At 61.4% G+C, this 20,076-nt stretch carries 17 protein-coding genes and 2 pseudogenes; 14 read left to right on the top strand and 5 right to left on the bottom strand.

The window, feature by feature from the left end:
* Window positions 1-30: 30 nt before the first annotated feature.
* Complete coding sequence (gene serB / locus ACLH0J_RS01010; RefSeq protein WP_411390513.1) at window positions 31-1,245, top strand: phosphoserine phosphatase SerB; 1,215 nt, start codon at window positions 31-33, stop codon at window positions 1,243-1,245.
* Between the two features lie 123 nt (window positions 1,246-1,368).
* Here serB and asd read toward each other — a convergent pair whose 3' ends face one another.
* The 3 genes and pseudogenes from asd to ACLH0J_RS00995 form a co-directional block, all read right to left on the bottom strand.
* Window positions 1,369-2,229 carry an archaetidylserine decarboxylase gene (asd, locus tag ACLH0J_RS01005; RefSeq protein WP_411390512.1) on the bottom strand — a complete coding sequence of 287 codons (861 nt, stop codon included), beginning with the start codon at window positions 2,227-2,229 and terminating at the stop codon, window positions 1,369-1,371.
* Between the two features lie 16 nt (window positions 2,230-2,245).
* Window positions 2,246-3,060 (bottom strand): annotated as a pseudogene (rhdA, locus tag ACLH0J_RS01000) (thiosulfate sulfurtransferase).
* Window positions 3,061-3,117: 57 nt separating this feature from the next.
* A complete protein-coding gene (locus tag ACLH0J_RS00995) occupies window positions 3,118-4,653 on the bottom strand; it encodes an HDOD domain-containing protein (protein ID WP_411390511.1) in 1,536 nt (511 codons plus the stop codon).
* A 167-nt stretch (window positions 4,654-4,820) separates the two neighbouring features.
* Between ACLH0J_RS00995 and motA the strand changes: the two genes are divergently transcribed.
* Entirely contained in the window at window positions 4,821-5,672 is an 852-nt protein-coding gene (motA, locus tag ACLH0J_RS00990) for a flagellar motor stator protein MotA (RefSeq protein WP_003171338.1), read from the top strand.
* A gap of 3 nt (window positions 5,673-5,675) precedes the next feature.
* Window positions 5,676-6,692, top strand: a complete 1,017-nt coding sequence (gene motB, locus ACLH0J_RS00985) for a flagellar motor protein MotB (RefSeq protein ID WP_411390510.1) — start codon at window positions 5,676-5,678, stop codon at window positions 6,690-6,692.
* A gap of 51 nt (window positions 6,693-6,743) precedes the next feature.
* Here motB and rsgA read toward each other — a convergent pair whose 3' ends face one another.
* A complete protein-coding gene (gene rsgA / locus ACLH0J_RS00980) occupies window positions 6,744-7,775 on the bottom strand; it encodes a small ribosomal subunit biogenesis GTPase RsgA (protein ID WP_411390509.1) in 1,032 nt (343 codons plus the stop codon).
* Window positions 7,776-7,883: 108 nt separating this feature from the next.
* Between rsgA and orn the strand changes: the two genes are divergently transcribed.
* Window positions 7,884-8,426, top strand: a complete 543-nt coding sequence (gene orn, locus ACLH0J_RS00975; RefSeq protein WP_017849764.1) for an oligoribonuclease — start codon at window positions 7,884-7,886, stop codon at window positions 8,424-8,426.
* A 184-nt stretch (window positions 8,427-8,610) separates the two neighbouring features.
* The gene (locus ACLH0J_RS00970; protein WP_411390508.1) at window positions 8,611-9,225 is read left to right on the top strand and encodes a trimeric intracellular cation channel family protein; all 615 of its coding nucleotides are present in this window, start codon (window positions 8,611-8,613) and stop codon (window positions 9,223-9,225) included.
* Here ACLH0J_RS00970 and queG read toward each other — a convergent pair.
* Window positions 9,204-10,286, bottom strand: a complete 1,083-nt coding sequence (gene queG / locus ACLH0J_RS00965) for a tRNA epoxyqueuosine(34) reductase QueG (protein ID WP_411390507.1) — start codon at window positions 10,284-10,286, stop codon at window positions 9,204-9,206. The genes ACLH0J_RS00970 and queG overlap by 22 nt on opposite strands.
* A gap of 63 nt (window positions 10,287-10,349) precedes the next feature.
* On the opposite strand from queG, the gene ACLH0J_RS00960 reads away from it, so the two are divergent.
* The 9 genes and pseudogenes from ACLH0J_RS00960 (at window position 10,350) to hflC (ending at window position 19,794) form a co-directional block, all read left to right on the top strand.
* Window positions 10,350-11,210: an NAD(P)H-hydrate dehydratase gene (locus ACLH0J_RS00960; RefSeq protein ID WP_411390506.1), complete on the top strand. Its 861-nt coding sequence runs from the start codon at window positions 10,350-10,352 to the stop codon at window positions 11,208-11,210.
* Window positions 11,198-11,668 carry a tRNA (adenosine(37)-N6)-threonylcarbamoyltransferase complex ATPase subunit type 1 TsaE gene (gene tsaE / locus ACLH0J_RS00955; RefSeq protein ID WP_411390505.1) on the top strand — a complete coding sequence of 157 codons (471 nt, stop codon included), beginning with the start codon at window positions 11,198-11,200 and terminating at the stop codon, window positions 11,666-11,668. The genes ACLH0J_RS00960 and tsaE overlap by 13 nt, the downstream gene beginning before the upstream one ends.
* A gap of 15 nt (window positions 11,669-11,683) precedes the next feature.
* Window positions 11,684-13,105 carry an N-acetylmuramoyl-L-alanine amidase gene (locus ACLH0J_RS00950; protein ID WP_411390504.1) on the top strand — a complete coding sequence of 474 codons (1,422 nt, stop codon included), beginning with the start codon at window positions 11,684-11,686 and terminating at the stop codon, window positions 13,103-13,105.
* Window positions 13,105-15,016 (top strand): annotated as a pseudogene (gene mutL / locus ACLH0J_RS00945) (DNA mismatch repair endonuclease MutL). The gene ACLH0J_RS00950 and the pseudogene mutL overlap by 1 nt, the downstream one beginning before the upstream one ends.
* Window positions 15,016-15,987 (top strand): tRNA (adenosine(37)-N6)-dimethylallyltransferase MiaA, encoded by a 972-nt coding sequence (miaA, locus tag ACLH0J_RS00940; RefSeq protein ID WP_411390503.1) that lies wholly within the window; start codon window positions 15,016-15,018, stop codon window positions 15,985-15,987. Before mutL ends, miaA begins: the two are co-directional and overlap by 1 nt.
* Window positions 15,988-16,081: 94 nt before the next feature.
* Complete coding sequence (hfq, locus tag ACLH0J_RS00935; protein ID WP_034117442.1) at window positions 16,082-16,342, top strand: RNA chaperone Hfq; 261 nt, start codon at window positions 16,082-16,084, stop codon at window positions 16,340-16,342.
* Between the two features lie 12 nt (window positions 16,343-16,354).
* Window positions 16,355-17,656, top strand: a complete 1,302-nt coding sequence (hflX, locus tag ACLH0J_RS00930; RefSeq protein WP_411390502.1) for a ribosome rescue GTPase HflX — start codon at window positions 16,355-16,357, stop codon at window positions 17,654-17,656.
* 96 nt (window positions 17,657-17,752) lie between these two features.
* Entirely contained in the window at window positions 17,753-18,928 is a 1,176-nt protein-coding gene (gene hflK, locus ACLH0J_RS00925; RefSeq protein ID WP_411390501.1) for an FtsH protease activity modulator HflK, read from the top strand.
* On the top strand, window positions 18,928-19,794 hold the full coding sequence (gene hflC, locus ACLH0J_RS00920) for a protease modulator HflC (RefSeq protein ID WP_411390500.1): 867 nt from the start codon (window positions 18,928-18,930) through the stop codon (window positions 19,792-19,794). Before hflK ends, hflC begins: the two co-directional genes overlap by 1 nt.
* Window positions 19,795-20,076: the final 282 nt, after the last annotated feature.

The following is a 20,076-nucleotide window of genomic DNA, read 5'->3' as shown; positions in this document are numbered from 1 at the left end:
TGCGGTTTTTTTCCAGCCTGGGGGTGCGCCTTGCGCGAAATTGTCCTGATTAACATCACTGGGGAAGACCGCCCGGGTCTTACCGCAGCCATTACCGGTGTTCTGGCCCAGGGTGGTGTGAACATTCTCGACATTGGCCAAGCCGTGATCCACGACACCCTGTCGTTCGGCATCCTGGTAGAGATCCCAGGTACCGAGCACGCGTCGTCGGTGCTCAAGGACATCCTGTTCACGGCGTACAAGCTCGATCAGCAGGTGCGTTTCACCCCGGTGTCCGAAGAGGACTACCGGCATTGGGTGGCCGGCCAGGGTAAGAAGCGCCATATCGTGACCCTGCTGACACGCAAGGTTACCGCCGAGCAGTTGCAGCGTGTCAGCGCCATCACCGCGCAGTACGGGTTGAATATCGACCATATCGACCGTCTGTCGGGTCGCATGCCCTTGGACACCCCGGCCGACCAGGGCAAGGGCTGCATCGAGTTCTCCGTGCGTGGCGAGCCGGCCGATCCACAAGCCCTGCGCGCCGACTTCCTGAGGGTGGCCCAGGAGCTGAATGTCGATATCGCCTTCCAGGAGGATTCGCTGTTCCGCCGTAACCGTCGCCTGGCGGTGTTCGATATGGATTCGACGCTGATCGAAGCCGAGGTCATCGACGAACTGGCCAAGGCGGCCGGCGTCGGCGAGCAGGTGGCCGCGATCACTGAACGCGCGATGGCCGGCGAGCTGGACTTTCGCGCCAGCTTCAAGGAGCGCCTGGCGCTGCTCAAAGGGCTGGATGTGAGCGTACTGGATTCCATCGGTGCGTCGCTGCGTCTGACAGAGGGCGCCGAAACCCTGTTCGCCGAACTCAAGCGCCTGGGTTACAAGACCGCGATCCTCTCCGGCGGCTTTACCTACTTCGCCAAGCAATTGCAGGCCAAGCTGGGTATCGACTACGTGTTCGCCAACGAGTTGGAAGTGGTGGGCGGCAAGGTGACCGGCGTGGCGGTAGAGCCGATTGTCGACGCGCAGCGCAAGGCGGATCTGCTGAAGGAATTGGCCCACAAGGAAGGTTTGCGTCTGGAGCAGACCATTGCTGTCGGCGACGGCGCGAATGACTTGCCAATGCTGGCGATTGCCGGCTTGGGCGTGGCGTTCCGTGCCAAGCCGTTGGTCAAGCAGTCGGCCAAGCAGGCGATTTCGACCCTGGGGTTGGATGGTGTCTTGTACCTGTTGGGGTTCCGCGACCGCGACGGTCAGCTCTAGCTGAAAAAAATGCGCTCAAAAATGTGGGAGGGGGCTTGCTCCCGATGACGGTGTATCAGCAAACACATGAGTGGCTGACACGCTGCTATCGGGAGCAAGCCCCCTCCCACATTGGGTTCGGCGTCAGGCTTTAGGTGAGCCGATACCTTGGCCCATCTGCACCGGCGAACCCGCCACCAGTGTTTCTGCCCACTTCACCTGATCCGGCCCAAACAGCACGATCGCCGTCGAACCCAGTTTGAAACGCCCCAACTCCGCACCTTTTTCCAGGTGGATCGGCGCACGGGCGGCTTCGTCGTAGCGGAAGGTTTTCAGCTCACGCTTGGGCGGTGTCACCAAACCGGCCCAGACGGTTTCAATCGACGCCACGATCATCGCGCCCACCAACACCACGGCCATCGGGCCGCGTTCGGTGTCGAACAGGCAGACAACACGCTCGTTACGTGCAAACAGCTCCGGCACGTTTTCGGCCGTGGTCTGGTTCACCGAGAAGATCCGGCCCGGTACGTAGACCATCTCGCGCAGTGTGCCGGCCAGCGGCATGTGTACGCGATGGTAGTCCTTCGGCGACAGGTAGATGGTGGCGAAATCGCCGCCCATGAACGGCGCCGCCACGGCCGCGTCACCGCCCAGCAGTTCCAGCACGCTGAAGCTGTGGCCCTTGGCCTGGAACACACGGCCATGCTCGATCGGGCCCAGTTGGCTGACCGCACCATCGGCCGGGCTCAGCACTGCGCCTGGAGTCGGGTCCAGCGGGCGCGCACCGTCTTTCAAAGCGCGGGTGAAGAAGGCGTTGAAGTGCTCGTAGGCCGTCACGTCTTCCACCAGCGCCTGGGACATATCCACTTGATAACGCTTGGCGAACCAGGTGGTGAAGGCATTCTTGAACCAGCGTACGCGGCACTCCGCGATGCAGCCGGCTAACCTCGACAGCAGGTGGTGCGGCAGCAGGTACTGGCTGAGGATAAACAACTGCTTTTTCATTAACTGTCCTTAAACCTTAAATCTCAACGGGGGTGTCGGGGTGGTTGCCCCATTCGCCCCAGGAACCGGCATAACCTTTGACTCGCGGATAACCGAGCGCCTTGGCCACCAGGTAGGTGAAGCCAGAGCGGTGATGAGTCTGGCAATGGGTGATGATTTCTTTATCGCGGGTCAGTCCGAGGTCTTCGAGGATCTGCGGCATGTCGCGGCGGATGCGCAGGTTGCGCGCCTTGTCCATGCCGGCGGTCCATTCGAAATTGACTGCGCCGGGGATGTGACCGCCTTTGGCCGCCAGCACTTTCTCGCCGGAATACTCCAGCGGGCCGCGCGCATCCCAGATCCCCAGGTCGGCAGCGCCGAGGCGGCTTTGCAGGTATTCGCGGGTGGCAGTGGGGCCGTCGTGCAGGGTGAGGCTGACCGGGCCGCCAGCCGGAGCCGGCACCTCGGTGGACAGCGGGAGCTGGTCTGCCAGCCATGCCAGCAGGCCGCCGTCGAGGTAGTGGTATTGCGTGTGGCCGATCACGTCGAGCAACCAGATGAAACGTCCGGCCCAGCCACCGCCTTCGTCGTCGTAGACCACGTAGGTGGCATCCGGGGTGTGGCCCAGTTCGCCGAATAGTTTTCCAGGTCGGCCTGGGTCGGCAGCAGGCCGGGGGCTGGTGGCTGGCCCAGTTGGGTGCGCTTGGGGTCAACGAAATGCGCGCCGGGGATATGCCCTTCGGCGTAGCGGGCGGCACTGGTGAGGTCCACCAGGATCAGGTGTTCGGCATCCAGGCGGTCGAACAGCTCGCTGGATTCGATCACCAGCGGCAAGCCAGAGAAGTCAGGCATGTGAGGTCTCCTGGGCACAAATGTTGGCGATAAGGGACCGCGATTGTAGCGCAAGCATCAGGCGCCGCGGTTGGTAAAGCAGTGCAGGGCTTTCTCGATGCATTGAGCGGTTTTGCCGAAGGCCTGCACGGTGGTTTCCGAGAACGGACCGCCGCCCTGGTCGGCCACCATGACCATCACCACCTTGCCGTTACAGCTCAAGGAGCGCAGCAACAGGTGTTCGCCGGCGAACAGGCGACGCAGGATCGGCGGCAGCAGCGCCGAGAACTGGGCGTGATTGTCCGGCGTCAGGCGCACTTGGGCGGACTTTTCCAGCAGCCGCTGCAGCAGCGTGCTGTGCACGACATCCAGGCTCAGGTTGGCGGCGTCTTTCGGCAGACCGTCGATCTGGTGCACGCGCAAGGTGCTCTGGGCGCGATCGGTCATCAGCAGCATGACGCGTTGCATGCCGCTGGCGGCCAGGGCTTCCTTGGCGCAGGTGGTCAGGTGCATGGCGTTGGCAAAGCGGCTTGGCTCCACCAGCAGCTCGGTGCAGCGCTTGCGCCACAAGGCCAGGGCCTCGGCGGTGGGGGGTGGTGCCGGCAGCAGGCCAGGATGGATTTTTTGCACTTGCCACGGCCAGATTAGCGCCAGCGCCGGGTGCCAGAGATCCGGCATCACGGTGTCGCGGGCGTTGATGACGGCTTGCTGGTGAACCTGTTGCTGCACGTCGCCCAGCGGCTGTTGCAGGTACAGCGCCGTCAGGTATTGCCAGCGTTGGGTGTGCGGACAGGTCCAGGATTCCTGGGCCGACATCGCCAGGCCGTTGGCCAGCAACACGGTATTGGCCGGCTGGTTCAGCCAGCGGCGCAGGTTGGTTTCGGCATCGAGCAATTGCTGCTGGCGCAGCGGGTCGTCTTCGCGAGCGATATGCAGCGCCTTGACCAGCAAACGCTGCTCGTTCAGCAGCAGCTTGTAGCCTTGGGATACCCAGATCGGCAGGTGCCAGGTTTCGGTCAGCGCGAGGCACAGGTCCAACAGGCGCACGCCGAACAATTGCTGTTCGACCACGCGCGCCGACTCGCCTTTGTGGATCACCCGCAGTTCCCATTCATCCAGCAGCTTGGGATAGGCCAATGCCATTGGCCACAGCGGGGACAGAAACAGCAGGCTGCCCCAGTGAATGTCTTGCCACAGCCGTGCCAGGCGGCTGCCGAACAGGCCATTGGCCTGCTGCGACGCGTGCCGGCTGACCAACACCAGTTGGCGGAAGGCAACCGGGATTTCTTTCATCGGCACCGATGGCAGGCGTGCCAGCAGATCTTCGGCGCGTTTGAGACCGAGGCGGTTGAGCGCCACTTCAAGATTTTCTGCCGGTTCCGCCAGGCTGCCATGGGTGTGGCTGTTGGCCTCGCGCATCACGCTCAGCACCAGCGACGGGCTGCTTTGCATCAGCTCGGCAATATCCCGCAAGGAGCTGCGACTATCGCGGATGGCTTTGCACACGCGGTCGTGGCTGGCCTGGGGAACAGGCAGCCGGACATCGTCCAGGCACTTGATCCAAGCAGCGAGTGAATTGGGTTTTACAGGTGGAGTTGTTTTTTCATTTGCCATGATTGGGGCGCGATCATCACTTGCGGTCAACACGCCCGGAGCGGGCCGAACTGGCTTTTCGCCTTAACGGCCTATAGTCTGGCGCAGTTTTGCCGATAAGTAGAACAAGAGTTTTCCAGTTTCCCCAAATTTGTCCATGAACCTGACGGCGCAAGTACTCATCTCCTATGGCTAAAATTATCGGCATCATTGTCGTCTTCGCAAGCGTGCTCGGTGGGTACGTCCTGTCCCACGGTAAAATCGCCGCGCTGATTCAACCTTTCGAGGTGATGATTATCGGGGGGGCGGCACTGGGTGCATTCCTGCAGGCGAACCCCGGCTACATGACCATGCACGTGATCAAAAAGTCGCTGAGCATGTTCGGTTCGCGTTTCACCCACACCTTCTACCTTGAAGTGCTGGGCCTGGTTTACGAGATTCTCAACAAAAGCCGCCGCGAAGGCATGATGGCCATCGAGGCTGACATCGAAGACGCTGCGGCCAGCCCGATCTTCGCCAAGTACCCGGCAGTGCTCAAAGACGAGCGCATGACCGCCTACATTTGTGACTACTTGCGCATCATGTCCTCCGGCAACATGGCCCCCCATGAGCTGGAAGGCCTGTTCGACATGGAGTTGTTCAGCCTCAAGGAAGAGCTGGAGCATCCTTCCCACGCCGTTACCGGTGTGGCTGATGGCATGCCCGGCTTCGGTATCGTCGCGGCGGTACTGGGTATCGTGGTGACCATGGCCTCGCTGGGCGAGGGTGACCAGGCGGCCATCGGCATGCACGTAGGTGCGGCGTTGGTGGGTACCTTCTTCGGTATTCTGGCGGCCTACGGTTTCTTTGGCCCACTGGCGACCTCCCTGGCCCACGATGCCAAGGAAGAAATCAACCTGTACGAGTCGATCAAGGCCAGCCTGGTTGCTTCGGCTTCCGGCATGCCGCCGTCGCTGGCCGTGGAGTTCGGTCGCAAGGTGCTTTACCCCAAGCATCGCCCAAGCTTCGCTGAGCTGGAACAAGCGGTTCGCGGTCGCTAAGCCATGGAAAACAACCAGCCAATCATCATCAAGCGCGTCAAGCGCTTCGCGGCAGGGCACCATGGTGGCGCCTGGAAAATCGCCTTCGCCGACTTTGCCACGGCGATGATGGCGTTCTTCCTGGTGCTGTGGCTGATGTCCACCGCCACGCCCGAACAGAAGATCGCCATCGCCGGCTATTTCAAAGACCCCATTGGCTTTTCGGAAAGTGGCACGCCCTTTGTGATCGACCTGGGCGGCTCGCCGCAGCTAGCGCCTGAGCGGACCATCAACCCGGAAGTCAAGACCGAAGCGCCGCAGGAAAAAATCCCGATCGAGCGCGATACCGTCGAGGCCATGGCCGAACAGGTCGAGCAGGAGCGTCTTGAACTGTTGCTCAAAGAGCTGCAGACCAAGGTCGAGGAAAACCCGCAACTGCTGAAATTCAAGGATCAGATTTCCTTTGAGATCACTCCGGATGGCTTGCGCATCCAGATCACCGACGCCGCCAATCGGCCGATGTTCGACTCCGGCAGTGCGCGCTTGAAGCCTTACTTCGAGGACATCCTGCTGGCCATGGCCGACACCATCAAGGCGGTGCCGAACAAGATCAGTATCAGCGGCCACACCGATGCCAAGCCGTACACGGGCCAGGGTGACTTCGGCAACTGGGAGCTCTCGGCCAACCGTGCCAACGCCGCACGCCGCGCGCTGGTCGCCGGCAGCTATCCAGATCAGCAAGTGGCGCGGGTGGTAGGTTTTGCGTCCTCGCAACTGTTTGATGCCAAAGATCCGTTCAACCCGATCAACCGCCGCATCGACATCGTCGTACTGACCAAAAAGGCCCAGCGCGCGATTGAAGGTGATCAGCCACCACCGGCACCGACCCCAGGTGCGGGCACGCAGGGCGGAGCGCCGGCCGATCCGAACGCGATTGCGCCAAGCCAGGAACCGCTGCCGGCCCATGAGCTGCGGCAGAAGTTGAACCTGTTTGATGACGGTGGGGTGAAAGACCCTACGGTGCCTGGAACGGGTTCCTAAGCACCACAGGCAAAAAGGCCGCGATGATCGCGGCCTTTTTGTATCTGCGATTTAGTAACTGCTCTCAGGCAGGCTCGCAATGATCGATCGATAGCTATTCATCCGCTGCTGCTGCACGCGCCCGTCTTCCAGGGCCTTGAGCAGTGCGCAGCCCGGTTCGCGGTCGTGCTTGCAATCGCGGAAGCGGCAGGTGCCGATCAGGTCGTTGAATTCGATGAAGCCGGCTTCCACATCGCTGCGGCTGACGTGGCCGAGGCCGAATTCACGGATACCTGGGGAGTCGATCAACTCACCGCCACCGGGGAAGTGGAACAGGCGCGCGGTGGTGGTGGTGTGGGTACCCTGGCCAGACAGCTCCGACAGCGGGCCCACGCGGGTGTCGACTTCCGGCAGCAGGCTGTTGACCAGCGAGGACTTGCCCACGCCGGACTGGCCGACAAACACACTGATGTGCCCGTCCAACTTCTGTTGCAGCTGTTCCATGCCATTGCCGTGATGGGCCGAGACTTCCAGCACCGGATAACCCAGGGTACGGTAGACCGCCAGCAATGCACTGAGCGCCGGGGCGTTCTGTTCGTCGATCAGGTCGAATTTGTTCAGCAGCAACAACGGGCGAATGCCGGCGTGCTCGGCCGCTACCAGATAGCGGTCGATCAGGTTGGCATGGGGCTCGGGCAGCGGCGCGAACACGATCACGATCATGTCGACGTTGGCCGCCACCGGCTTGAGCTGGCCGCGGCTGTCGGGGCGGCGCAGTTCGGTGGTGCGTGGCAACTGGGCGACGATCACGCCGATCCCCTGGTTGCCGGCACGCCACACCACTTGGTCGCCGGTGACCAGCGCAGGCAGGTTGGCGCGCAAGTGGCAACGGAACACTTGGCCTGCGAGTTCGCCTTCCAGCGCCTCGACTTCGACCTGCACACCAAAGTGCGCGATCACCAGGCCCGTCTGTTCGGGGCCCAGGTCGCCGCCCTCGAGCGCTTCCACGGCGGAGGATTCACGTTTGGCGGCGCGTGCGGCGCGTTCACCCTGAATCTTTTCGATGCGCCAGTTTTGGCGACGGTTGAGCTGGCGTTTGGCCATTGGTGTTCCGTGTCGATAATGCAAAGGTTAGGTAAAACGGTCGCGAGTCTAGCACGGCCCCGCCTGCTAAACTGCGCAGCTACGCCAAGGTGCCAAGAGAATCAAGCCATGCAAAACCCACAGAACCTGATTTGGATCGATCTGGAAATGACCGGTCTGAACCCCGACACCGACGTCATCATCGAGATGGCGACCATTGTCACCGACAGCAACCTCAACACCTTGGCCGAAGGTCCGGTGATCGCCATCCACCACAGCGACGCGGTGCTCGCCACCATGGACGAGTGGAACACCCGCACCCACGGTAACTCCGGTCTGACCCAGCGCGTACGTGACAGCCGTGTCAGCATGGCCGAAGCCGAGGCCGAAACCATCGCCTTCCTGGAAAAGTGGGTGCCCAAGGGCAAGTCGCCGATCTGCGGCAACAGCATCTGCCAGGACCGCCGCTTCCTTTATAACCACATGAAGGCGCTGGAAAGCTACTTCCACTACCGCAACCTGGACGTGTCGACCCTCAAAGAGCTGGCCGCGCGTTGGGCGCCGGAAGTCAAAGACAGCTTCCATAAAGGCAGCACGCACCTGGCGCTGGATGACATCCGCGAGTCGATTGCCGAACTGCAGCATTACCGCAAGCATTTCATCAAGGCTTGATACGGTTTCTTAGGGCGGCCGGACTTGCTGTGGCGAGCGGGCCTGCCCCCCACGTTGGGTTGCGAAGCAGCCCTAATACAGCCAACACACGCCTCCAAACAGATATCATTGCCCGGTTTTGGGGCCGCTTCGCGTCCCAATGCGGGGCAGGCCCGCTCGCCACAACTTTGCAAGGATCCCCCTCATGTTGTTGATGCTCTACCTCGTCGCCATCACCGCCGAAGCCATGACCGGTGCGTTGTCCGCCGGTCGGCGCGGCATGGACTGGTTCGGTGTGGTGCTGATCGCCTGTGTGACGGCGCTGGGTGGCGGTTCGGTGCGCGACGTGCTGTTGGGGCATTACCCGCTGACGTGGGTCAAGCACCCGGAGTATCTGGTGCTGACTTCCGTCGCCGCGCTGGTGACGATCTTCATCGCGCCGCTGATGCGGCATCTGCGCTCGTTGTTCCTGGCGCTGGACGCCGTCGGGTTGGTGGCTTTTACCTTGATCGGTTGCATGACGTCCCTGGAAATGGGCCATGGCATGTTGGTGGCTTCGGTCAGCGGCGTGATCACCGGAGTGTTCGGCGGCATTCTGCGGGACATCTTCTGCAACGACATCCCGCTGATTTTTCGCCGCGAGTTGTATGCCAGTGTGTCGTTCCTGGCCGCCTGGTTCTACCTGCTGTGCCTGTATCTGGAGCTGCCCGGCGAACAAGCGATCCTGCTCACGCTGTTCAGCGGCTTTCTATTGCGCCTGTTGGCGATCCGTTTTCGCTGGGAAATGCCCAAGTTCGTCTACAACGACGACGTGCACTGACGCGCGGCGTGCTGCTCGAGCGCCCACTCCACATGTTCGCGCACCAGTTCCGAGGGATAATCCTGGCGTGCCTTCAAGGCTTCCAGCACCACAATGCTGGATGGCGCATTGCCCAGCCCCACCGCCAGGTTGCGCAGCCAGCGTTCATAACCGGCGCGGCGCAACGGTGAGCCTTCGGTGCTGCTGAGGAATTTATCCTCATCCCACATGAACAGTTCGGCCAGTTCGGCGTTATCCAGGTTGTGCCGTGGCTGGAAATCGCCCTCGGCGGTGGATCGGGCGAAACGATTCCATGGGCAAACGATCTGACAGTCATCGCAGCCGAACACGCGATTGCCGATCAGCGGGCGCAGGTCTTCAGGAATGGCGCTCTTGAGTTCGATGGTCAGGTAGGAAATGCAGCGCCGGGCGTCCAGTATGTAGGGGCCGACGAAGGCGTTGGTAGGGCAGATATCCAGGCACGCGGTGCAACGGCCGCAGTGTTCGGTGCTGTGGGGTGGATCGACCGGCAGGGGCAGGTCGACAAACAGTTCGCTGAGGAAGAAATAGCTGCCGGCCTTGCGATTGAGTACCAGGGTATTCTTGCCGATCCAGCCGAGGCCGGCCTGTTCGGCGATGGCTTTTTCCAGCACGGGGGCACTGTCGACGAAGGCGCGAAAGCCGAACGGGCCGATCTGCGCTTGAATGCGGTCGGCCAATTGCTGCACGCGCTTGCGGATCAGCTTGTGGTAATCGCGGCCCAGGGCGTAACGGGAGATGTAGGCTTTCTCCGGCTTGGCCAGCAGTTGCGCCATTTGCGTGTCGCCCGGCAGGTAATCCATGCGTAGCGAGACCACGCGCAAGGTGCCGGGTACCAGTTCGTCGGGATGTGAGCGTTTACTGCCGTGAGCGCCCATATAGTCCATCTCGCCGTGGTAGCCCGCGTCGAGCCAGCGTTGCAGGTGTTGCTCATGCTCGGCCAGGTCCAGGCCGCTGATGCCGACTTGTTGAAAGCCCAACTCGCGGCCCCAGTCTTTGATCGATTGGGCGAGGGCGGGCAGATCGGAGGTAATAGCAGGCATGAGACACGGGAAACCAGGGGTTAGATGAGTATAATTCTGCCAGACATCGGAGCTTGAAGACGCATGCCGCAGACAAAACACGAAATAACCGACGTTCAGCCCCTGTTGCATGGCCATTTGCCGCAACTGGCTGCGCGCGCGCCGGACGCCCACAAAGGCCAGTTCGGTCATCTGCTGGTCATCGGCGGGGACCGCGGCTTTGGCGGCGCAGCGCTGCTGAGCGCCGAAAGCGCCTTGCGCAGTGGCGCGGGCATGGTGTCCTTGGCCACGCGCCTTGAACATGTGCCTGCCGCATTGGCCCGTTTGCCGGAAGTCATGACCGTAGGCGTGAGTTCGGCCAATCAAATAATGGGCCTGCTGGAAAAAATCTCGGTCATCGTCATTGGCCCGGGCCTGGGCGTTGCCGCCTGGGGTAAAAGCCTGTTGTCCGTCGCGGCGAATGCCCGGCAGCCGCAAGTCTGGGATGCGGATGCTCTCAATCAGCTATCCACGGGCAGCGTCAGCCTGCCGGCCAACTGCGTGATCACCCCGCATCCGGGTGAGGCGGCACGGCTATTGGGGATTTCGACAGCCGAGGTTCAGGCCGACCGTCTTAAGGTGGCGCGCGCGTTGAGCCAGACATTCAATGCAGTGGCTATTCTCAAGGGCGCGGGCAGTTTGATTGCCAGCCCGGACGGGCGTGTTTCGCGCTGCGACCAAGGCCATCCGGCGATGGCAACGGCGGGGCTCGGTGATGTGCTGGCGGGTCTGGTGGGCGCGTTGCTCGCCCAGGGCATGCCCGCTTATGAAGCCGCTTGCCTGGCGGTGTGGTTGCACGCGACGGCCGGGGATCGCCAGGGCTCCTTTGGACGCGGGCTTGCAGCCAGTGACCTGATTCCCGCCATTCGTCAGTTGCTGGAGGAGCAGTCGCCGTGCCTGAAGTAATCCTTTTCCTTGCCGATGAAGATGCCATGGTTGCGTTCGGTCAGCGCATTGCCCAGGTGACAGCCGGGGCGGGGGTGATCTTTCTCGAAGGCGACCTGGGGGCGGGCAAGACCACGTTGTCCCGAGGGATTATTCGCGGGTTGGGCCATACGGGGGCGGTAAAAAGCCCGACGTTCACCCTGGTAGAACCCTATGAGATAGGTGCGGTACGGGCCTTTCACTTCGATCTCTATCGTCTGGTGGACCCCGAAGAGCTTGAGTACATGGGCATCCGTGATTACTTCGATGGAGATGCGCTGTGCCTGATCGAGTGGCCAGGTAAAGGTACAGGCTTTTTGCCAAAGCCGGACCTGACCATTACCATTACGCCGCATGAGCACGGGCGTCGGCTGAAGTTGTTGCCCCAGGGTGCGCGCGGTGAGTCGTGGTGCGCTGCTCTGGCATTGGAATTCAAATAATTGGTGGGGTTAGGTATGCGCTTTCGCGCGTTGGTTGCTGTCGTAGGGGTGTTGCTTGCGGCAATGACTGTCAATGCTCTGGCTGCTTCACAGGTGAAGAGTGTTCGCCTGTGGCGAGCGCCGGATAACACGCGACTGGTGTTTGACCTGTCTGGCCCGGTCCAGCACAGCGTCTTTACCCTGGCGGCGCCTGATCGTCTGGTGATCGACATCAACGGTGCGACCCTGGCTGCACCGTTGAAAGTCTCCACCGCCAATACCCCGATTACCGCCATGCGTTCGGCGCAACGTACGCCAACCGACCTGCGCGTGGTGATCGACCTGAAGAAGGCTGTGACCCCTAAAAGCTTCTCCCTGGCCCCGAATGCCCAGTACGGCAACCGACTGGTGGTCGATTTGTTCGATAACGCCGCGGACGCCGCACCGCCGCCGGCGCCAACCCCGAGCGTCGCCACGGTGCCGGCGGTACCGGTCAACCCCTCGCAACCCCCGGTCAAATTGCCTCCACCACCGCCAGCCCCTGCCGGCAAGCGTGACATCATTGTGGTGATCGACGCCGGTCACGGCGGCGAAGATCCGGGCGCCTCCGGTTCGCGCGGCCAGCATGAAAAAGACGTGGTGCTGGCCATCGCCCGTGAATTGCAACGCCAGGTCAACGGCATGAAAGGCTATCGCGCCGAGCTGACCCGCACCGGCGACTACTTCATCCCGTTGCGCGGACGTACCGAAATCGCCCGCAAAAAGGGCGCCGACCTGTTCGTCTCTATTCATGCCGACGCCGCCCCTTCGGCTGCGGCCTTCGGCGCTTCGGTGTTTGCCCTGTCGGACCGCGGCGCGACGTCCGAGACCGCTCGTTGGCTGGCCGACAGCGAAAACCGTTCCGACTTGATCGGCGGAGCGGGTAACGTGTCCCTCGACGACAAGGACAAGATGCTCGCCGGTGTGCTGCTCGACCTGTCGATGACCGCCTCGCTGACCTCCAGTCTGAACGTCGGTCAGAAAGTCCTGAGCAACATCGGCCGGGTGACCTCGCTGCACAAACAGCGCGTGGAACAAGCCGGGTTCATGGTGTTGAAGTCGCCGGATATCCCTTCGATCCTGGTGGAAACCGGGTTTATCTCCAACGCCAACGAAGCGTCGAAGCTGGCCAGTGCCAGCCACCAGCAGGCATTGGCACGCTCCATCAGTGCCGGCGTGCGCCAGTTCTTCCAGCAGAACCCACCGCCGGGCAGCTATATTGCCTGGCTGCGTGACTCGGGGAAAATCGCCCAGGGCCCGCGTGACCATCGCGTGCAGCCCGGCGATACGGTGGCCATGCTGGCCGTGCGTTTCCAGGTCTCGCCGGCCACCTTGCGCAATGCCAACAACCTGAAGACCGATGAGTTGAAAGTCGGCCAGGTACTGACCATCCCTGGCACTGAATTGGCGGCACAGTGATGAGCGAAGCAACGTTGAATAGTGGGTCGCGCATCGAACTGCTCAGCCCGCGGCTGGCCAACCAGATTGCCGCGGGTGAGGTGGTTGAGCGCCCCGCATCGGTGATCAAGGAACTGCTGGAAAACAGCATCGACTCCGGCGCCAGGCGCATTGATGTGGATGTGGAGCAGGGCGGCGTCAAGCTGCTGCGTGTACGCGACGATGGCAGTGGCATCTCCGCGGATGACCTGCCGCTGGCCCTGGCGCGACACGCCACCAGCAAGATCCGTGACCTGGAAGACCTGGAGCGGGTGATGAGCCTGGGCTTTCGTGGCGAGGCCCTGGCCTCCATCAGCTCGGTGGCCCGCCTGACCCTGACCTCGCGCACCCGCAGCGCCGAACAGGCCTGGCAGGTGGAAACCGAAGGTCGCGACATGGCGCCTCGGGTCCAGCCGGCGGCGCACCCGGTGGGCACCTCGGTGGAAGTGCGCGACCTGTTCTTCAACACCCCGGCGCGGCGTAAATTCCTCAAGGCCGAAAAAACCGAATTCGATCACCTGCAGGAAGTCATCAAGCGCCTGGCCCTGGCGCGGTTCGATGTGGCATTCCACCTGCGTCACAACGGCAAGACCATCCTCAGCCTGCATGAAGCCAACGACGACGCCGCGCGCGCGCCGGGTGGCTGCCGTGTGCGGCGCAGGGTTCCTGGAGCAGGCGCTGCCGATTGAAATCGAACGCAATGGCTTGCGCTTGTGGGGCTGGGTGGGGTTGCCGACCTTTTCCCGCAGCCAGGCGGACTTGCAGTACTTCTTTGTCAATGGCCGTGCGGTGCGCGACAAGCTGGTGGCCCATGCGGTGCGTCAGGCTTATCGCGATGTACTGTTCAACGGGCGCCATCCGACCTTTGTGCTGTTTTTTGAAGTCGACCCTTCGGTAGTGGACGTCAACGTGCACCCGACCAAGCACGAAGTACGCTTCCGTGACGGGCGCATGGTGCATGACTTCCTCTATGGCACCTTGCACCGCGCCTTGGGCGATGTACGCCCCGACGACCAATTGTCTGCGCCGATTGTGACGGCCGTGGTCCGGCCGAGTGGCCCCGAAGCCGGCGAATTCGGCCCGCAGGGCGAAATGAGCCTGGCCGGCAACCTGCTGCAATCGCCGCAAGCACAGCCCAGCTACACCGCGCCTGGCTCGGGTTCGGGGGCGGGTTATCAGTATCAATACACGCCGCGCCCGCAGTCCACGGTGCCGGTCGCCGAGGCTCAAGCGGCCTATCGCGAGTTTTTCGCGCCGCTGCCCGGCGCCGAGCCGAGTGCGGTCGCCCTGCCGGAAGGTGGCGGTGATATCCCGCCGCTGGGCTACGCATTAGCGCAGCTCAAGGGCATCTACATCCTGGCGGAAAACGCCCATGGCCTGGTGCTGGTGGACATGCATGCCGCCCACGAGCGGATCATGTACGAACGCCTGAAGATCGCCATGGCCAGCGAAGGTCTCAGTGGCCAACCGCTGCTGGTGCCGGAATCGCTGGCCGTCAGTCAGCGTGAGGCCGATTGCGCCGAAGAACACCACGGGGTCTTCCAGAAACTGGGCTTCGAGTTGCAACGCCTGGGCCCGGAGACCCTTGCGATTCGTCAGATTCCGGCATTGCTCAAGCAGGCCGAAGCCAACCGCCTGGTGGCTGACGTGCTGGCCGACCTGATGGAATACGGCACCAGTGACCGCATCCAGGCACATATCAACGAGTTGCTCGGCACCATGGCCTGCCACGGTGCCATTCGCGCCAACCGTCGCCTGGCCCTGCCGGAAATGAACGGCCTGCTGCGTGACATGGAAAACACCGAGCGCAGCGGCCAATGCAACCATGGCCGACCGACCTGGACCCAGATGGGCCTGGACGATCTGGACAAACTGTTCTTGCGCGGTCGTTGATGAGTGCCTTGCCCCCCGCGATTTTCCTGATGGGCCCCACGGCCGCTGGCAAGACCGACCTGGCCATTGAGCTGACCAAGGTGTTGCCGTGCGAGCTGATCAGTGTCGACTCGGCGCTGGTTTACCGGGGCATGGATATCGGCACTGCCAAGCCTTCAAAAGCGCTGTTGGCGCAATATCCGCACCGCTTGATCGACATCATCGACCCGGCCGAGAGCTATTCCGCGGCGGATTTTCGCACCGACGCGCTGGCGGCCATGGCTGAGATCACCGCACGAGGCAACATCCCGCTGCTGGTGGGTGGCACGATGCTCTATTACAAGGCTTTGCAGGAAGGGCTGGCGGACATGCCGCCTGCCGACGCCCAGGTCCGTGTCGAACTTGAAGAGGAGGCTGCACGCCTTGGCTGGCAAGCGCTGCATGACCAGTTAGCGGCAGTCGACCCGGTGTCCGCTGCGCGCATTCACCCCAATGACCCCCAGCGACTCACTCGCGCCCTGGAAGTCTGGCGGGTCAGTGGCCTGACCATGACTGAGCATCGGCAGCGACAATCTGCGCAAAGTGCTGACGCAGGCGCATCTGGACAGTCACAATTGCCCTATACTGTGGCGAATCTGGCCATTGCTCCGGCAAATCGCCAGGTGCTGCATGAACGAATTGCACAAAGATTCACGATTATGTTGGAACAGGGGTTTGTGGATGAGGTCGTAGCACTGCGTTCGAGAGGTGACCTGCACCCGGGGCTACCTTCGATACGTGCTGTAGGCTACCGCCAAGTCTGGGATCATCTGGATGGCAAGTTGACGTCAGACGAAATGCAGGAGCGCGGCATTATTGCCACGCGCCAATTGGCGAAGCGCCAGTTCACCTGGTTGCGCAGCTGGAGCGATTTGCACTGGCTGGACAGCCTGGACAGCGACAATCTGTCACGCGCCTTGAAATACTTGGGAACGGTCTCCATATTGAGCTGAGTCCTTGCAATTGCCGTCTATCCTTGGGGGTGTGACGGCCATAAGCTATTTATTTTCCGATTTTTTATTATTGATCCTTAAAGGAGTGCGGCACATGTCAAAAGGGCATTCGCTACAAGACCCTTACTTGAATACTTTACGTAAAGAGAAAGTGGGGGTTTCCATCTACCTGGTCAACGGTATCAAGCTGCAAGGCACGATTGAATCGTTCGACCAGTTCGTGATCCTGCTGAAAAACACCGTCAGCCAGATGGTTTACAAGCACGCTATCTCGACAGTCGTTCCAGTTCGTCCAATCCGTCTGCCTAGCGCTGCCGGTGACGAGCCGGGTGATGCCGAGCCAGGTAACGCCTGATAGGAGTCTCCTTTGTTCTTTGAGCGCCACGGTGGTGGTGAACGAGTGATCCTCGTTCACTTGGATGGACAGGACCCTGAGGCGCGCGAAGATCCGCAGGAGTTTCAGGAGTTGGCAAATTCGGCCGGCGCCGAGACCGTTGCGTTTTTTAACGTGCCGCGTCATCGGCCAACCGCCAAATTCCTGATTGGCAGCGGCAAGGTCGAGGAACTGCGCGACCTGGTACATGCCCAAGAAGCCGATCTGGTGATTTTCAATCACACCCTCACGCCCAGTCAGGAACGTAACCTCGAACGTGTTTTCGAGTGTCGCGTGATCGACCGTACCGGTCTGATTCTCGATATTTTCGCCCAACGCGCCCGTACCCATGAAGGCAAGCTCCAGGTCGAACTGGCCCAGCTTGACCACATGAGTACTCGCCTGGTTCGTGGCTGGACTCACCTTGAGCGTCAGGGTGGCGGTATCGGCATGCGTGGCCCGGGCGAAACCCAACTGGAAACCGACCGGCGCCTGCTGCGGGTCCGCCTGCGTCAGATCAAGGGCCGCCTGGAAAAAGTCCGCAGCCAGCGCGAGCAATCGCGCCGTGGTCGTATGCGTGCGGACATCCCTACCGTTTCCCTGGTGGGCTATACCAACGCCGGTAAATCCACGCTGTTCAACAACGTGACCAAATCGGATGTGTATGCCGCCGACCAACTGTTCGCTACCCTCGACCCGACCTTGCGCCGTCTGGACCTGGACGACCTTGGGCCGATAGTCCTGGCCGACACCGTGGGATTCATTCGCCACTTGCCCCACAAGCTGGTCGAGGCATTTCGGTCTACGCTCGAAGAGTCGAGCAATTCCGACCTGCTGTTGCACGTGATCGATGCGGCCGAACCGGATCGCATGTTGCAAATCGAGCAGGTGATGGTGGTGCTGGGCGAGATTGGTGCCCAGGACTTGCCGATCCTCGAGGTGTATAACAAACTCGATTTGCTTGAAGGCGTTGAGCCACAAATCCAGCGCGACGAGAACGGCAAACCCCAGCGGGTATGGCTGTCGGCGCGCGATGGCACGGGCCTGGAGCTGCTTGAACAAGCCATTGCCGAGTTGCTGGGCAGTGATTTGTTTATCGGCACCTTGCGCTTGCCTCAGCGTTTTGCTCGACTGCGTGCACAGTTTTTCGAACTGGGCGCGGTACAGAAAGAAGAACACGACGAAGAAGGGGTCAGCTTGCTGGCCGTTCGATTGCCGCGCTCGGAGCTGAATCGGCTGGTCAGCCGTGAAGGCGTGGTACCGACAGAGTTCATCGAACAACACACTTTGCAATAAAAGCCTCCGAAAGCGGTTGTGCCGCAGTGGCAGGCATTCTGTAGCATTGGTCGGCGCGCCGTGGGTGCGTCTTTGCTTTATCAGATGGAGAGCGCTATGGCTTGGAATGAGCCGGGTGGCAACTCGAATAATCAGGATCCTTGGGGTGGTAAGCGCCGCAATAATGGCGACCGTAAGGGGCCACCAGATCTCGACGAGGCCTTCCGAAAGCTGCAGGAAAGCCTGAATGGGTTGTTCGGTGGTGGAAAAAAACGCGGCGGTGACGACGGCGGTCGTACAAGCCGGGGCGGCGGCTATGGCCTGCTGGGCCTGGGTCTTGTCGTGCTGGCGGCCGTATGGCTTTACAGTGCCGTATACGTGGTGGACGAGCAGGAGCAGGCCGTGGTGCTGCGCTTCGGCAAATACTACGAAACGGTTGGGCCGGGCCTGAACATCTACTTCCCGCCGATCGACAAGAAGTACATGGAAAACGTCACGCGTGAGCGTGCCTACACCAAGCAGGGCCAGATGCTGACCGAAGACGAGAACATCGTCGAAGTGCCGCTGACCGTGCAGTACAAGATCAGCAACCTGCAGGATTTCGTGCTGAACGTCGATCAGCCGGAAATCAGCTTGCAACACGCAACCGAGAGCGCCCTGCGCCATGTGGTGGGCTCCACCGCCATGGATCAGGTGCTGACCGAAGGTCGTGAATTGATGGCCAGCGAAATCAAGGAACGCCTGCAACGGTTCCTCGACACGTATCGCACCGGTATCACCGTGACCCAGGTGAACGTACAGAGCGCAGCCGCACCGCGCGAAGTACAGGAAGCCTTCGATGACGTGATCCGCGCCCGTGAAGACGAGCAGCGTTCGCGCAACCAGGCTGAAACCTACGCCAACGGCGTCGTGCCGGAAGCCCGTGGTCAGGCCCAACGCATCCTTGAAGATGCCAACGGTTACCGCGACGAAGTGGTCTCGCGCGCCAAGGGTGAGGCGGATCGCTTTACCAAGTTGGTCGCCGAGTATCGCAAGGCGCCGGAAGTCACGCGTCAGCGTCTGTACCTGGACACCATGCAGGAAGTCTTCAGCAACACCAGCAAGGTCCTCGTGACCGGCAGCAAAGGTGGGCAGAACAACCTGCTGTACCTGCCGTTGGACAAGATGATCGAAGGCGGTCGTAGCGGCACCAGCGCACCGTCCACCGGTTCCAATGCCGCTGCCAACGAAGCGAGCGCCCGTGCGGCCGCTGACTTGCTGCAACAGCAAACACGTACCAGGGAGAGTCGTTGATGAGCAATAAATCGCTGACCGCCCTGATTGTGGGCGTCGTCGTTGTCATCGCTGCCTGGAACTGCTTCTACATCGTCGCTCAGACCGAGCGTGCGGTGCTGCTGCAATTCGGTCGCGTGGTCCAGGCGGATGTCCAGCCGGGCCTGCATGTGAAAGTCCCCTACGTTAACCAGGTGCGCAAGTTCGACGCCCGCCTGATGACCCTGGATGCACCGACACAGCGCTTCCTGACCCTGGAAAAGAAAGCCGTGATGGTGGACGCCTACGCCAAGTGGCGCGTCAAGGATGCCGAGCGTTTCTACACGGCGACCTCCGGCCTCAAGCAGATTGCCGACGAACGTTTGTCGCGTCGTCTGGAGTCGGGCCTGCGTGACCAGTTTGGTAAGCGCACCCTGCACGAGGTGGTATCCGGTGAACGTGATGCGCTGATGGCTGACATCACGCGTTCGTTGAACGCGATGGCGGAAAAAGAGCTGGGCATCGAAGTCATCGATGTTCGGGTCAAGGCCATCGACCTGCCGAAGGAAGTGAACCGCAGCGTGTTCGAGCGGATGAGCACCGAGCGTGAGCGTGAAGCACGTGAGCACCGCGCCAAAGGTAACGAGTTGGCTGAGGGTATCCGTGCGGATGCTGACCGCCAGCGTCGCGTACTGCTGGCCGAGGCCTATCGCGAGTCTGAAGAGGCGCGTGGTGATGGTGATGCGCAAGCTGCGTCGATCTACGCCAAGGCTTATGGCCAGGACCAGGAGTTCTACGCGTTCTACCGTAGCCTGCGTGCCTACCGTGAAAGCTTCGCGAACAAAACCGACGTCATGGTTCTGGACCCAAGCAGCGATTTCTTCCGCTACCTGGAAAAGTCCAAGTAACCGGCTTGTGATTCTGTAGGGATCACTCCCGTCGGGCGGCTAAAACGCCTGGCGGGGTGATCCTTTCAGAAAACGGGTGTATGATGCGGCAGCCGGGAAATTCCCGGCTTTTTGCGTCTGTATGTTTGATTCGGCAGGCGTGACAGGTTTTTCGAGGAAAGTGCCCGACGAGGCCGTTTGCAGGCCGTTCGTCACGTCGCTCTTGCGCGTGGTTTATGCAGGGCGCGGGTATTTTCTGCTTCACTCAAGGCTCGGCCGAGGGCTGGCCGCCCGGATCATAGG

The organism is Pseudomonas sp. MPB23 (assembly GCF_046605395.1).
Classification (GTDB): Bacteria; Pseudomonadota; Gammaproteobacteria; order Pseudomonadales; family Pseudomonadaceae; genus Aquipseudomonas.
The sequence above is the reverse complement of the archived record's forward strand: the minus strand, read 5'-3'. Positions and strand labels throughout refer to the sequence as shown.

Coding starts and splice junctions, on each gene's coding strand:
- asd (WP_411390512.1), bottom strand. CDS start 2,229: ATGAAAAAGCAGTTGTTTATCCTCAGCCAGTACCTGCTGCCGCACCAC.
- ACLH0J_RS00995 (WP_411390511.1), bottom strand. CDS start 4,653: ATGGCAAATGAAAAAACAACTCCACCTGTAAAACCCAATTCACTCGCT.
- motA (WP_003171338.1), top strand. CDS start 4,821: ATGGCTAAAATTATCGGCATCATTGTCGTCTTCGCAAGCGTGCTCGGT.
- motB (WP_411390510.1), top strand. CDS start 5,676: ATGGAAAACAACCAGCCAATCATCATCAAGCGCGTCAAGCGCTTCGCG.
- rsgA (WP_411390509.1), bottom strand. CDS start 7,775: ATGGCCAAACGCCAGCTCAACCGTCGCCAAAACTGGCGCATCGAAAAG.
- orn (WP_017849764.1), top strand. CDS start 7,884: ATGCAAAACCCACAGAACCTGATTTGGATCGATCTGGAAATGACCGGT.
- ACLH0J_RS00970 (WP_411390508.1), top strand. CDS start 8,611: ATGTTGTTGATGCTCTACCTCGTCGCCATCACCGCCGAAGCCATGACC.
- queG (WP_411390507.1), bottom strand. CDS start 10,286: ATGCCTGCTATTACCTCCGATCTGCCCGCCCTCGCCCAATCGATCAAA.
- ACLH0J_RS00960 (WP_411390506.1), top strand. CDS start 10,350: ATGCCGCAGACAAAACACGAAATAACCGACGTTCAGCCCCTGTTGCAT.
- ACLH0J_RS00950 (WP_411390504.1), top strand. CDS start 11,684: ATGCGCTTTCGCGCGTTGGTTGCTGTCGTAGGGGTGTTGCTTGCGGCA.
- miaA (WP_411390503.1), top strand. CDS start 15,016: ATGAGTGCCTTGCCCCCCGCGATTTTCCTGATGGGCCCCACGGCCGCT.
- hfq (WP_034117442.1), top strand. CDS start 16,082: ATGTCAAAAGGGCATTCGCTACAAGACCCTTACTTGAATACTTTACGT.
- hflK (WP_411390501.1), top strand. CDS start 17,753: ATGGCTTGGAATGAGCCGGGTGGCAACTCGAATAATCAGGATCCTTGG.
- hflC (WP_411390500.1), top strand. CDS start 18,928: ATGAGCAATAAATCGCTGACCGCCCTGATTGTGGGCGTCGTCGTTGTC.